Genomic DNA, 12,699 nt, shown 5'->3' on the forward strand with positions numbered 1-12,699 from the left:
ACTCAGCAGTAACGTCGCCTGGCAACGGCGCCGGTGGCCGAGGTGCGAGCGACGCGAGCCTCGACACCACCCTCACGACGCCGGGGTGCGCGCGACGACGAAGACCCGACGGAACCCGAAGACCACGCTGCCGTCCGGCTCGACGGGGTACGCCGCCCGCAACCGCGCCTTGTACTCGTCCTCGAACCGCGGCCGCAGGTCGCCGGGGAGCGCCTGCAGCGTGGGCCCGGCGCCGGTGCCCGAGACCCAGCTGAACACCGGGTCGGGGCCGTGCAGCACGTGCAGGTAGGTGGTCTCCCACGCCGTCACCGTGCAGCCGAGCGCGGTCAGCGCCCGCAGGTACGTCGCCGCGTCGTGGGCCGCGACCCGGGCGACGCCGCGGGTGTGGGCGGCGTACGGCTCCTCGTCGGCGAGCCCGTCCAGCAGGGCGTGGCTGGGCGCGGTCATGTTGCCCGGCACCTGGAAGGCGAGCCAGCCGCCGGGGTGGACCGCACCGACCAGCGCGGGCATCAGGTCGAGGTGGCCCGGCACCCACTGCAGCGTGGCGTTGGAGACGAGCACGTCGACGCGGGTCTCGGGCTCTGCGAGCCAGTCACGCAGGTCGGCGAGCTCGAAGTCCAGGCCCGGCACCGCGTCGCGGGCCCGGTCGATCATCTCCGGGCTCGCGTCCAGGCCGGCCACCGCCGCCGACGGCCAGCGGTCGGCGAGCAGGGCGGTCAGGGTGCCGGGGCCGCAGCCGAGGTCGACGACGGTCTGCGGGGCGACCGCGTCGACCCGGGCGAGGAGATCCACGAACGGTCGGGCGCGCTCGTCGGCGTGGGCCAGGTAGCGGTCCGGGTCCCACCGGTGCGCGGTCACGGCGCCTCCCCCTCGACACCCTCGACACCCTCGAGCGCGAGGAACTCCAGGATCCGGGCGTTGACCGCGCCGGGCCGCTCGAGGTGCAGGAAGTGGCCGGCGTCGGCGATCACGGCGACCCGACCGCCGCTCCCCTCCTGCCCGAGGGCCGCCTCGACCTTCGGCACCCAGCCGGCGTCGAAGCAGCCGTCGTCCGTGCCGTGCAGGTACAGCAGCGGGACCGTCGGCGGGTCGAGCCAGGCGTCCGCACACGCGCGGTAGGCGTCGGGGAAGCGGCGCCGGCGGAACGTGTCGCGGTAGTAGTCGAACGCCGCCGAGCGATGCGGCCCGGCGGGGATGCTGCGCCAGAGGTGCTCGAGGTCCTCGGTGGCGTCGTAGCCGGGCGACCAGCGCCGCCACAGGTGCCGGACCAGCGTCTCGGCGTACCGCTCGGGCACCGCGGGGAGCTGGTTGAAGAGCGTGTACCAGCTCTTCGAGGCCTGACGCGGGATCACGCCGAGGGCGTCGCGGGGAGCCGCGCTCAGCGTGGCGATCGGCGGCACCGCGAGCGACACCACCCTCCCGTACGGGCTCCCCGGCAGCGCCGCCACGCCGTTGCCGGTGATCGCACCCCAGTCGTGGCCGACGAGCACCGCGCGGTCGTCGCCGCCGTACGCCGCGTGCAGGTCGATCGCGTCGGCCATCAGCGCGGCGACGTGGTGAACGCCGTCGGCCGGCAGGCCGCTGGGGGCGTAGCCGCGGGTGAACGGCGCGACGACCCGGTAGCCGGCCGCGGCCAGCGCGGGCCCGAGGTGGCGCCAGGTGTGGGCGGTGTCGGGGAAGCCGTGCAGGAGGACCGCGAGCGGCCGGTCCCGCTCGTCGATCGGGCCCCAGACCAGGCTGCTCAGGGAGACCTGCGGCAGGCCCACGGTGTGGCGCCCGGCGTGCTGCTCGGCGAGCTGCTCCATGGGCGACGCGGTAGACCCGTCTTATCTCGACATCAAGATTCTTTGTGGATCCGCTACCGTGCTGCCATGCGGGACGAGGTCGACGAGCTGATCGATGCGTGGGCACGCGAGCGATCCGACCTCGACCTGGGACCGATCGAGGTCTTCAGCCGGATCTCCCGCCTCGCCCACCACGTCGACCGGGCCCGCCGCGCCGCCTTCACCGCGCACGGCATCGAGGCCTGGGAGTTCGACGTGCTGGCCGCGCTGCGCCGGGCCGGCGCGCCGTACGAGCTCTCCCCCGGGAAGCTGCTCAAGGAGACGCTGGTGACCAGCGGCACCATGACGAACCGCGTGGACCGACTGGTCACCCGCGGCCTCGTCGAGCGCCGTCCGGACCCCAACGACCGGCGGGGCGTGCTGGTCCGGCTCACCCCGGAGGGCAAGGCGGCCGTCGACGGCGCGTTCGCCGCGCTCCTCGACGCCGAGCGCGACCTGCTCACCGGGGTCTCCGAGGAGGACCGGGCCGCGCTGGCCGGGCTGCTACGGCAGCTGCTGGCGCCGTTCGCGGGCTGACCGGGCGGCTGGGCGGCCGGCGGCCGGGCGGCCGGCGGCTGGGCGGCCGGGCGGCTGCTGGGACGACCCGGCATCGGGTCGTGTGCCTGACACCTGCGTATGGAGGGTCCTCAGGCACACGACGCAGGCTAGGCCAGCCGCAGGGACGGGTCGTGTGCCCCACACCCGCGTATGTGGGGTCCTCAGGCACACGACGCAGGCTAGGCCAGCCGCAGGGACGGGTCGTGTGCCCCACACCCGCGTATGCGGGGTCCTCAGGCACACGACGCAGGCTAGGCCAGCCGCGGGGACGGGTCGTGTGCCCTACACCCGCGTATGGAGGGTCCTCAGGCACACGACGCAGGCTAGGCCAGCCGCGGGCGCCCGCCCCTGCCAGGCGCCCGCGCCCGCGCGTCAGTCCAGGACCTCGGCGGCCTCGAGCCACTCCAGCTCGGCCGTCTCCTTCTCCTCCTGCAGCGCGGCCAGCTCCTGCCCGATCGCGGTCAGGGCGGCGGGGTCGGTGGCCGCGGCGGCGAGGCGCTCGGTGAGCGCGGCCTCCTGCTCGTGCAGCCGGGCCAGCACCTTGTCCAGCCGCGCCAGCGTCTTCTTCGCGGCCCGCTCCTCGGCGGAGCCCGGCTTCGCCTTCTCCGGCCCGGGAGCGAGGTGGCCGACCGCCGCGGAGGCCGCGGCGACGGCGGCGGGGCTCGGCGGCGCAGAAGGTACGGCGCTCCGCGCCGCGGCGGCCGCCGCGGCATCGGCGGCCTCGGCCGCCCGGAGGCTGGCCTGCCGACGCTCCAGGTACTCCTCGACGCCGCGGGGCAGCATCACCACCTGCCCGTCACCCATCAGCGCCCAGACGGAGTCGGTGACCCGCTCCAGGAAGTACCGGTCGTGGGAGACCACGACCAGGGTGCCGGGCCAGCCGTCGAGGAAGTCCTCGAGGACGTTGAGCGTCTCGATGTCGAGGTCGTTGGTCGGCTCGTCGAGCAGCAGCACGTTCGGCTCGGTGAGCAGCAGCCGGAGCAGCTGGAAGCGTCGCCGCTCACCGCCGGAGAGGTCGCCGATCCGGGCGGTCAGCTTGTCGCCGGTGAAGCCGAACCGCTCCAGCATCGACGTCGCCGTGATCTCGCCGTCGGCGGTCCTGGTGACCCGACGGATGCCCTCGACGGTGGCCAGCACCCGGGCCTCGGGGTCCTCGAACGCGACGTGCTGGCCGAGGTGCTGCAGCGCGACGGTGCGGCCGTGCTTGACCTTGCCGTGGTCGGGGGCGAGCTCCCCGGAGAGCAGCGAGAGCAGGGTGGTCTTGCCGGCGCCGTTGACACCGACGATGCCGACCCGGTCGCCGGGGCCGAGGCGCCAGGTGGCGTGGTCGAGCAGCTTCCGCTCGCCGCGCGCCAGGTCCACGTCCTCGATGTCGACCACGTCCTTGCCCAGCCGCTGGGTCGCGAACCTCTGCAGCTCCAGCCGGTCGCGCGGCGGCGGCACGTCCTCGATCAGGGCGTTGGCGGCGTCGATCCGGAACTTCGGCTTCGAGGTCCGCGCCGGGGCGCCGCGGCGCAGCCAGGCCAGCTCCTTGCGGACCAGGTTCTGGCGGCGTACCTCCGAGGCGGCGGCCTGGCGCTGGCGCTCGGCCTTGGCGAGCACGAACGCCGCGTAGCCGCCCTCGTAGGAGTCGATGACCCCGTCGTGGACCTCCCAGGTCTGCTGGCAGACCGCGTCCAGGAACCACCGGTCGTGGGTCACCACCACCAGCGCGGAGGGCCGGTTCGCCAGGTGGTCGGCCAGCCAGGCGACCGCCTCCACGTCCAGGTGGTTGGTCGGCTCGTCGAGGATGATCAGGTCGTGCTCGCCGAGCAGCAGGCCGGCCAGGGCGCAGCGGCGGCGCTCGCCGCCCGACAGCCCGGCGACGGCGCGGTCCAGCTCGACGCCGGCCAGCAGCACCTCGACGATCTCGCGCAGCCGGTGGTCGGCGGCCCACTCGTGGTCCGAGCGCCCGCCCAGCACCACCTCGCGCACGGTGTGGTCGTCGTCGAAGTCGTCGCTCTGGCGCAGGTAGCCGACCAGCAGCCCGCGCTGCCGCGAGACCCGACCCTCGTCGGGCTCCTCCTGCCCGGTCATCACCCGCAGCAGCGTCGACTTGCCGTCGCCGTTGCGGCCGACGATGCCGATCCGCTCCCCCGCCCCGACGCCGAGGGAGACGTCGGTCAGCAGAGGTCGTACGCCGAACGCCTTGGAGACGCGCTCGAGGTTGATCAGGTTGCTCATCAGGGCTGTCCGTACTGACTCTTCGGGGGCTGGCGGGTGGTGGATCGGCTATCCGTAGTGGACGACGTGCGCGCCGGCGACCGGTCCGGGCGCGATGCTGGCGCGGTGCCCCAGCGCCGTCACGTCGGCGAGGGCCGCGCGGGCCGCGTCGACGTCGCCGAACAGCATCAGCAGCGTCGGACCGGAGCCCGACAGCAGCACCGCGAGCGGGTCCATGGAGCGCAGGTCGGCCTCGACCTCGACCAGGTCGGGGCGCAGGTCGCGGGCCGCGGCCCACAGGTCGTTCTCGAGCCGGTCGGCGACGGCGGCGACGTCACCCGCCGCCAGCGCCGCGACCAGCGCGTCGGGGTGCGGCGGCTCGCTCGGCGCGTCGGGGTGCAGCTCGTCGAAGTGGCGGTAGGCGGCGGGCGTGCTCAGCCCGTCGTCGGAGAGCACCACCACCCACCAGAGGTCGGTGGCGTCCGCGAGCGGCTCGACCAGCTCGCCGCGGCCGGTGCCCATCGCGGTGCCGCCGATCAGCGCGAACGGGACGTCGCTGCCCAGCTCAGCGGCGATCCGCAGCAGGTCGGTGTCGCTGGTGTCGAGCCCCCACAGCCGGTCGAGCGCGACGAGCGTGGCCGCGGCGTCGGCCGAGCCGCCGGCCATGCCGCCGGCGACCGGGATCCCCTTGTCGATCCGGATCTCGGCGGCGAGGTCGAGGCCGTGGTGCTCGACCAGGGCGCGCCCGGCGCGCAGTGCGATGTTGCCGTCGTCCAGCGGGACCGACGGGTCGGGCTCGACGAGCTCGACGCGCCACTCGGGGGCGTCGCACACGGTGACGTCGTCGTAGAGGCCGACGGCCTGGTAGACCGTGGCCAGCGGGTGGAGGCCGTCGGGACGCGGTGCGCCGACGCCGAGGTGCAGGTTGACCTTCGCCGGGGCGCGGACGGTCACGCCCGGCGACGGCGGCAGCGCGGCGGCCGTCATGCGCCCACCGGGCCGTCGGCCTGGCCGTCGGCGTGGCCGTCCGCGTGGCTGTCCGCCTGCGCCGCGAGCGCCTCGGCGATCGCCACGAAGGCGTGGATGTCGAGCGCCTCGCCCCGCGCCATGGGGTCCACGCCGGCGGCGGCGAGCGCGGATCCCGCGGCGTCGGCGGAGCCGGCGAGCGTGCGCAGGGCACCGCGCAGCGCCTTGCGGCGCTGGGCGAAGGCGGCGTCGATGACGGCGAAGACCTCCTCGCGGGAGACCCGGGTGGTGGGCGGCTCGCGGTGGGTCCAGGCGACCAGCCCGGAGTCGACGTTGGGCGCGGGCCAGAAGACGTTGCGGCCGATCGCGCCGGCACGACGTACCTCGGCGAACCAGGCGGCCTTGGCCGACGGCACGCCGTAGGTCTTGGAGCCGGGCTTCGCGGCGAGCCGGTCGGCGACCTCCGACTGCACCATCACCAGGCCGTGGCGCAGGCTGGGCAGCAGCGCCATCAGGTGCAGCAGCACCGGCACCGAGACGTTGTAGGGCAGGTTGGCGACCAGCGCGGTGGGCGCCGGTCCGGGCACCTCAGTGACCCGCAGCGCGTCGGCGTGGACCACCCGGAACCGGTCGACGGTCCCCGGGGCGAACCGGGCGATGGTGCCGGGCAGCGCCTCCGCCAGCGCCGGGTCGATCTCGATCGCGGTCACGTCGGCGCCGACCTCGAGCAGGGCGAGGGTGAGCGACCCGAGGCCGGGACCGACCTCGAGCACCGTCTCGCCGGCCTCGACGCCGGACTCGCGCACGATCCGGCGCACCGTGTTGGCGTCGATCACGAAGTTCTGCCCGCGCTGCTTGGTGGGCCGGATGTCGAAGCTCGCGGCCAGCTCCCGCACCTCCGCCGGGCCGAGGAGCCGCGGGGCGGGGTGGTCGGACATGTCCACCAGACTAGGGCGCGCGGCGCGACCTGCGAAAAGCGCCGCGAGTCGGCAGGAAGCTCCTGCCGACTCGCGGGCGAGCGGTCAGTTCCTGCCGACTCGCGGGTGACTCGGTTGCGGCCTCGGCGCCGGGGCGCCTCGCACCTCAACCAGCGACGGTCAGCGGGGCAGACCGAGCTGGGCCGAGCAGTGCGGCCAGGCGCCGTAGCCGCCGGAGGCCGCGCGCAGCCGCTCCGCGACCGCGATCTGCGTCTCGCGGGAGTTCTGGCTGGGCAGTCCGGTGCCGCCGTACGCCTGCCAGGTGCCCAGGTTGAACTGGAGGCCACCGTAGTAGCCGTTGCCGGTGTTGATGGCCCAGTTCCCGCCGGACTCGCACTGGGCGAGGCTGTCCCAGACGGTGTTGCCGCCGGCGAAGTTCGCCGCCGGCGCCGGCTCGAGCTCGGGCTCCTTGGTGCCGACGCTGACGATCCGCGCGACCGGGGCGTCGGTGACCTGGTGGCTGACCAGCGTCCGCTTCACGACCTCGCCGTTGCGCAGCACCAGGCGGTACGTCGCGTTCCGCGCGCCGGCGCTGCCCTCACGGACCACGGTCTCGGTGCCCTCGAGCTCGTCGGGGTCCTCCCGGGTGACCGTGGGCATGCTGATCGCCTCGCCCTCGACACGCTTCTTGCGCACCTCGATGTCGGTGAACGTGAGCCGGTCGCCGTCGGAGAGCTTCGCGCCCAGTCCGGGCTTGACGATGTCGTTCTTGTCGACGTCGACGTCGAGCCGGTCCAGCACGTCGCGGACGGTGAGCGCGGTGACCTCACGGGTCACCGGCTTCTTGCCGGCGATGGCCAGCGTGAGCTTCTTGGGGGTCACGACCTCGATCTCGGCGCCGTCGCGATCGAGCTCCAGGCTGCGGCTGGTGGAGAGCCGGGCGTCGTGGTACATCGAGCCGATCTGGGCGAACGCGCCCTGGACGTCGGTGGCGGTCACCCAGTGGGTGGTCGTCCTGCCGTCGACGGTCAGCTCGAGCGGCTTGCCGTAGAGGATGGAGATCCGGCTGCCGTCGGAGATGCTCTCCTCGGGGTCCGGCTGGACCACGTCGTGCGAGGTGAGCTCGATGCCCTCGGCGGCGAGCACGTCGCCCACGGTGTCGCCCATGACGGAGACCTGGTGGGTCTCGCCGTCGACGGAGAGGGTGACCGTGTTCTCGAGGGACTGGTAGCCGAGCGCGGTGCCGGCGACGGCGAGCGCGGCGACCGTGGAGGTCGCGACGAGCGCGGTGCGGCTGCGGGTCAGGCGTCGGGTGGTGCGGCTGATCGCCGCGCGGGTGGTGCTGAGGGTGCTGCGTGCGGCAGTCACGGTTCTCCAGACGTCGGACTCCCCGGGCCTCGGGCGACCAGCCACCCCTCGCGTCGCGCTCTGGGCTGCGACCCGCGACGCTGCTCCGCCGTACCCCATACGTACGGCGGCGACAGCGTCGCACCAAGGTGCTCCGGGGCGCTCCGTTGGGCCCGCGGTGCTGGTCCGAAATCGCTCCCGATCCCGGCCTTCGCGGTCCATGCGAACAAGAGCAAGCACCGAAATGCAAACCCTGGGCACCTCGACAACCGGCGTGTCGCGACCGTTCGGGGGCCCGTGGCCTGCCCGAATGACCCCAAATTTGGTCACTATTGGGGAAGTTTCCGACTCCGCGGCGCGGCAACCGATAACGGGTCAAGGACGTCTAGACAGACGCGTGCACCTCGCTCGCGCCGGCACTCTCGGGAGCTCACATGTCCACACCTCGCGCATCCCTGACCCGACTGGCGGCAGCCGGTGCCGGTCTCAGCCTCGGCGTCGCGCTGGCGACTACCGGCGGCGGCGTCGCCCCTGCCCGGGCCGCCGCGCCGCCGGGCGACTGCGCCGTACCGTTCCCCACCGTCGACCTGCAGGTCGACGACGTGCTGCACGGCCTCACGGTGGCCCGCGGCACCACGCCCGAGCCCTTCACCGGCACCGTTCTCGGCGTGCTGCACGACGCACTCGGCCCGGGCCGCGACCTGGTGATGGCCGACCTCGACTCGCCGGCACTGGCGCGTGCCGGCGGGGTCTGGGAGGGCATGTCGGGCTCCCCGGCCTACGCGGCGGACGGCCGTCTGGTCGGCGCCGTCTCCTGGGGACTGGGCTACGGCGGGTCGACGATCGTCGGGCTGACCCCGTTCGAGGCCATGCAGCGCTACCTCGGCCCGACCAGCACCCCCACCCGGATCCGCGTCGACGCGACCACCGCGCGGCGGATCGCGGCCACCGGCGAGGCGACCCGGGCGCAGGCGGCCGAGGGCTTCCGACGACTGCCGACGCCCGTGACGGTCACCGGCGTCAGCCCGAGGCGACTCACCCCCGCGCCGCGCCGGCCGTACCTCCCGACCGACGTCCGGGGCGGCGGGACCGGTGGCGCCGGTGCCGCGGCGCCGATCGGCACGGTCGTCGCCGGCGGCAGCCTGGCCGCGGTGCTGTCCGGCGGGGACGTCACCGCCTACAGCGTCGGCACGGCGACCAGCGTGTGCGCCGGACGCGTGGTCGGCTTCGGGCACTGGATCGACGGTGCCGGGCCCACCGCGCTGGGACTCGCGGCCGCGGACACGCTCACCATCCAGGACGACCCGCTCGGCTATCCCTTCAAGGTGACCAACCTCGGTGACCTGGGCGGCACCATCGACCAGGACCGGCTGCTGGGCATCGCCGGCGAGCTGGGCCCGGTGCCGCCCGCGGCCCGGGTGGTCTCCGACCTGACCTACGGCTCCACCCACCGGGTCGGCACCAGCCACGTCTACGGGCAGGGCGCGCTGGCCGCCGTCGCCTTCTACGCCGCGATCGGCAACCACGAGGCGGTGCTGGACCGCTACGGCCCCGGCTCGGAGACGCAGGCCTGGACGATCCGGGGGACGCGCCCCGACGGCGGGCCGTTCACCCTTCGGTACGCCGACCGGTTCCGCTCCACGAGCGACATCGCGTACGACGGCGGCTACCCGCTGGCCGACCTGCTCTACCTGCTGACCGAGATCCCGGGCGTCGCCATCGCCTCGGCGACCAGCGTCACGGACGTCAGCGACGAGTCGCGCCCCTACCGGCTCCTCCGCGTCGAGCAGCGGCGGGCGGGACGCTGGCTCAACGTGACCGGCGGGACCGCCACCGTCCGGGCCGGCACCCGGCTCCGCCTGCGCGTCGACCTGGCCGCGGGCGAGCGCTCGGCCACCGTGCGGTTCGTGGTCCGCGTGCCGAGGGCCTTCCGCGACACCTCGACCAGGCTCCGCCTGCTCGGCGGCGAGAGCACCGGGTCGCCCGACCTGTGGGGTCGGCACACGGTGCGCTCCCTGGCCACCGCGCTCGCCGACGACGTCCGCGACGACGTGGTCCGGCTCGACGGATCGCTGCGTGGCCCCGACCGCCTGCGGTCGCTCACCCGCGACAGCCGGATCCAGGACCTGTCGGTGCGCGGCCGGCTGCGGCTGCGCCTCGACGTGCGCTGATCGGCAGCCTCGGCGGGCGGCCCGCCGGTACGTCGCCCGCCGGCCCGCCGGGCGACGTACCGACGACCTACCAGGCGCCGCCGAAGGCCGCGAAGGTGTTCGCCTCGACCGCGGCGCACAGCTCCGCGAGGTCAGCACCGCGCTCCTCGGCCATCCGCCGCATCGTCAGCGGCACCAGGTACGGCGCGTTGCTGCGCCCGCGGTGGGGGCTCGGGGTGAGGTAGGGCGCGTCGGTCTCCACGAGGATCCGGTCGCTCGGCGCCAGCCGGAGCGCCTCGCGCTGGGGCTCGGCGTTCTTGAACGTGATGGTGCCGGCGAACGACAGGTGGGCGCCGCGGTCCAGGCACTCGCGGGCGAACGCGGCGTCGCCGGAGAAGCAGTGCATCACCCAGCGCTCGGGGGTCCCCTCGGCGTCGAGGACGTCGAGCACCTCCCGGTGCGTGTCGCGGTCGTGGATCACCAGCGTCTTGCCGAGCCGCTTGGCCAGGTCGATGTGGCGCGCGAACGACTCGACCTGCGCCACCCGCCCCTCCTCGCCGGTGCGGAACGCGTCCAGGCCGGTCTCCCCGACGGCGCGGACCGCGTCCGCCGCCGCCAGCTCCTCGATCTCCGCCCAGGCGGCCTCGAAGGTGCCGTCGGCGACCAGGCGCGGCGCCTCGTTCGGGTGCAGCGCCACGCCGGCGACCAGCTCGGGATGCTCCCCCGCCGCCGCGACCGCCCACCGGGCCCCGCGCAGGTCGCAGCCGATCTGGACGATCCGGGTGACGCCGACCGCCGCGGCGGCGTCGATCGCCTGCCGTGGATCGGGCACCTCGCCGTCCGGGCCCGCGTCTCGCACGATGTCGAGGTGGCAGTGGTTGTCGACCACCGGATGCGGCAGCGGCTCCGGAGCCGGCGGACGCTCGGCCGCACGCTGGTCCCGCACGCCCACCTCAGCCACGGACCCGCTCCAGGATCGCCTCGGCGCACGCCTCCGGCGCCTGCGTCGGGATCCAGTGGCTGACGCCGGCCAGCTCGACGTACTCGAAGTCGGCGTCGACGTACTCACCGGAGTGCTCCGGGCCCCACCGATCGACGGCGGTGTCGCCGTCGCTCCAGACCATCGTCGTCGGCACGACGACGCGGTCCCCGGCGCCACCCGGACGGGTGAGGGGCAGCGCTCGGTACCAGTTCAGCGCTGTCGGCAGCGCGCCATCCTCGACGATCTCGCGACGGACGACGGCGACCTCGGCGGCGGTCATCCCGAGCCTGCGCAGGCTCTGTTCGAGGGCGCCGCGGCCGGCGAGCAGCTCCACCAGCCGGGGGACCTGGAACAGGCCCATGTACCACGAGCGCAGCAGCTGCGGGGAGCGCGCGGCGGCGGCCACGAACGCGCGAGGGTGCGGGGCGGAGAAGACGGTCAGGGTGCGCACCCGGTCCGGGTGCAGCGCGGCGGTCGTCCACGCCGCGGCGCCGCCCCAGTCGTGGCCGACCAGGTGGGCGTGGCCCTCCGGACCGACCGCCTGCTCGATCAGGGCGACCACGTCGCCGGCGAGCAGGGGCAACCGGTAGTCACGACGCCGCGGCGGACGAGCGCCGGGGGCGTAGCCGCGCTGGTCCAGCGCCAGCGTGCGGTAGCCCTCCTGGTGCAGGAGCGGCGCGACGAGCCGCCAGGACGTGGCCCGCTCCGGGAACCCGTGCAGCAGCACGATCGGCTCGCCGCCGCGCGGGCCCTCGTCGAGCACCCCCAGCGTCAGCCCGTCGTTGGTCACCGTCGTCACGTGTCCCTCGAGCTCCTCAGCCATCGACATGCACCACCTGGTAGACCTCGCGCTTGGGCAGACCGGCACGGACGGCGACCGCGGCGATCGCCTCCTTGCGCCGCATCCCGTCGGCCTCGAGTGCGGCGACAGCCGCCCGGAGGCTGTCGGGGTCGGCGTCGAGCGCAGCCGCCGGCGGGGCACCGGCGACGACGATCGTCACCTCGCCGCGGACGCCGTCGGCGGCCCACTCCGCGAGCTCGCCGAGCGGGCCGCGGCGTACCTCCTCGTGGGTCTTGGTCAGCTCCCGACACACGGCCGCCGGCCGATCCGCGCCGAGACCCTCGGCCATCGCAGCCAACGCCGCCTCGGTGCGGTGCGGCGCCTCGAAGAAGACCATCGTGCGCGGCTCGGTCGCCAGGTCGGCGAGGCGGCGCCCGCGCTCCCCGGCCTTGCGCGGCAGGAAGCCCTCGAAGCAGAACCGGTCCACGGGCAGGCCCGAGACGGCCAGCGCCGTGAGCACCGCGGACGGCCCGGGCACCGCGGTCACCCGGATCCCCGCCTCGACCGCGGCCGCCACCAGCCGGTAGCCGGGGTCGGAGACGCTCGGCATCCCGGCGTCGGTGACCAGGACGACCCGCTCGCCGGCCTCCAGCGCCTCGACCAGTGCCGGCGTACGCGCCTGCTCGTTGCCCTCGAAGTAGGAGACGACACGCCCGGAGAGCTCGACGCCGAGCTCGGTGGTCAGGCGGCGCAGCCGGCGGGTGTCCTCGGCGGCCACGACGTCCGCGCCGGCCAGCTCGGCGGCCAGGCGCGCCGGCGCGTCCGGGACGTGCCCGATCGGGGTGCCGGCCAGGACCAGGACGCCCGCGGAGCCGCCGGAGGCCTCAGAACCCTGGGAATCGCGGCCAGCGGCCACGGACGATGGGGAGGTCACCTGTCAGATCATCCCATCCGTCGCCGCGGAGCCGTAGGG

Annotated in this window: 11 protein-coding genes; 2 read left to right on the top strand and 9 right to left on the bottom strand. The window is 74.8% G+C overall.

Features of this window, described 5'->3' with window-relative positions:
• Nucleotides 1-72 precede the first annotated feature (72 nt).
• Both E8D34_RS12695 and E8D34_RS12700 read right to left on the bottom strand, forming a co-directional pair.
• Complete coding sequence (locus E8D34_RS12695; RefSeq protein ID WP_136595004.1) at nt 73-858, bottom strand: trans-aconitate 2-methyltransferase; 786 nt, start codon at nt 856-858, stop codon at nt 73-75.
• The gene (locus tag E8D34_RS12700) at nt 855-1,805 is read right to left on the bottom strand and encodes an alpha/beta fold hydrolase (protein WP_136595005.1); all 951 of its coding nucleotides are present in this window, start codon (nt 1,803-1,805) and stop codon (nt 855-857) included. The genes E8D34_RS12695 and E8D34_RS12700 overlap by 4 nt, the downstream gene beginning before the upstream one ends.
• A gap of 66 nt (nt 1,806-1,871) precedes the next feature.
• Here E8D34_RS12700 and E8D34_RS12705 point away from each other — a divergent pair, with 66 nt between their 5' ends.
• Nucleotides 1,872-2,360, top strand: a complete 489-nt coding sequence (locus E8D34_RS12705) for a MarR family transcriptional regulator (RefSeq protein ID WP_136595006.1) — start codon at nt 1,872-1,874, stop codon at nt 2,358-2,360.
• Nucleotides 2,361-2,753: 393 nt separating this feature from the next.
• Here the strand turns inward: E8D34_RS12705 and E8D34_RS12710 are convergent, their stop codons facing one another.
• The 4 genes from E8D34_RS12710 to E8D34_RS21555 all read right to left on the bottom strand — a co-directional run bounded on the left by E8D34_RS12710 (nt 2,754) and on the right by E8D34_RS21555 (nt 7,834).
• Nucleotides 2,754-4,604, bottom strand: a complete 1,851-nt coding sequence (locus E8D34_RS12710; protein ID WP_136595007.1) for an ABC-F family ATP-binding cassette domain-containing protein — start codon at nt 4,602-4,604, stop codon at nt 2,754-2,756.
• A 48-nt stretch (nt 4,605-4,652) separates the two neighbouring features.
• The gene (locus tag E8D34_RS12715; protein ID WP_136595008.1) at nt 4,653-5,570 is read right to left on the bottom strand and encodes a 4-(cytidine 5'-diphospho)-2-C-methyl-D-erythritol kinase; all 918 of its coding nucleotides are present in this window, start codon (nt 5,568-5,570) and stop codon (nt 4,653-4,655) included.
• A complete protein-coding gene (gene rsmA, locus E8D34_RS12720; protein ID WP_136595009.1) occupies nt 5,567-6,487 on the bottom strand; it encodes a 16S rRNA (adenine(1518)-N(6)/adenine(1519)-N(6))-dimethyltransferase RsmA in 921 nt (306 codons plus the stop codon). Before rsmA ends, E8D34_RS12715 begins: the two co-directional genes overlap by 4 nt.
• Nucleotides 6,488-6,646: 159 nt before the next feature.
• The gene (locus tag E8D34_RS21555; RefSeq protein WP_276606597.1) at nt 6,647-7,834 is read right to left on the bottom strand and encodes a resuscitation-promoting factor; all 1,188 of its coding nucleotides are present in this window, start codon (nt 7,832-7,834) and stop codon (nt 6,647-6,649) included.
• 413 nt (nt 7,835-8,247) lie between these two features.
• On the opposite strand from E8D34_RS21555, the gene E8D34_RS20790 reads away from it, so the two are divergent.
• Nucleotides 8,248-9,984, top strand: a complete 1,737-nt coding sequence (locus E8D34_RS20790) for a hypothetical protein (protein ID WP_168929426.1) — start codon at nt 8,248-8,250, stop codon at nt 9,982-9,984.
• Between the two features lie 67 nt (nt 9,985-10,051).
• On the opposite strand, the gene E8D34_RS12735 is transcribed toward E8D34_RS20790, so the two are convergent.
• Genes E8D34_RS12735 through rsmI form a run of 3 tightly spaced genes read right to left on the bottom strand, consistent with a single transcriptional unit; the run spans nt 10,052 to nt 12,642 of the window.
• Complete coding sequence (locus E8D34_RS12735; protein WP_136595041.1) at nt 10,052-10,915, bottom strand: TatD family hydrolase; 864 nt, start codon at nt 10,913-10,915, stop codon at nt 10,052-10,054.
• A gap of 1 nt (nt 10,916) precedes the next feature.
• Entirely contained in the window at nt 10,917-11,774 is an 858-nt protein-coding gene (locus tag E8D34_RS12740; protein WP_240771325.1) for an alpha/beta fold hydrolase, read from the bottom strand.
• Nucleotides 11,761-12,642 carry a 16S rRNA (cytidine(1402)-2'-O)-methyltransferase gene (gene rsmI, locus E8D34_RS12745; protein WP_136595042.1) on the bottom strand — a complete coding sequence of 294 codons (882 nt, stop codon included), beginning with the start codon at nt 12,640-12,642 and terminating at the stop codon, nt 11,761-11,763. Before rsmI ends, E8D34_RS12740 begins: the two co-directional genes overlap by 14 nt.
• Between the last annotated feature and the right edge of the window lie 57 nt (nt 12,643-12,699).

It is taken from the genome of Nocardioides sp. GY 10113, from assembly GCF_004919105.1.
Classification (GTDB): domain Bacteria; phylum Actinomycetota; class Actinomycetes; order Propionibacteriales; family Nocardioidaceae; genus Nocardioides.

What these genes read in the sequence shown, in the direction of transcription:
- E8D34_RS12715 (WP_136595008.1), bottom strand. Translation starts at nt 5,570, where the DNA reads ATGACGGCCGCCGCGCTGCCGCCGTCGCCGGGCGTGACCGTCCGCGCC.
- E8D34_RS12710 (WP_136595007.1), bottom strand. Translation starts at nt 4,604, where the DNA reads ATGAGCAACCTGATCAACCTCGAGCGCGTCTCCAAGGCGTTCGGCGTA.
- E8D34_RS12700 (WP_136595005.1), bottom strand. Translation starts at nt 1,805, where the DNA reads ATGGAGCAGCTCGCCGAGCAGCACGCCGGGCGCCACACCGTGGGCCTG.
- E8D34_RS20790 (WP_168929426.1), top strand. Translation starts at nt 8,248, where the DNA reads ATGTCCACACCTCGCGCATCCCTGACCCGACTGGCGGCAGCCGGTGCC.
- rsmA (WP_136595009.1), bottom strand. Translation starts at nt 6,487, where the DNA reads ATGTCCGACCACCCCGCCCCGCGGCTCCTCGGCCCGGCGGAGGTGCGG.
- E8D34_RS12740 (WP_240771325.1), bottom strand. Translation starts at nt 11,774, where the DNA reads ATGTCGATGGCTGAGGAGCTCGAGGGACACGTGACGACGGTGACCAAC.
- E8D34_RS12705 (WP_136595006.1), top strand. Translation starts at nt 1,872, where the DNA reads ATGCGGGACGAGGTCGACGAGCTGATCGATGCGTGGGCACGCGAGCGA.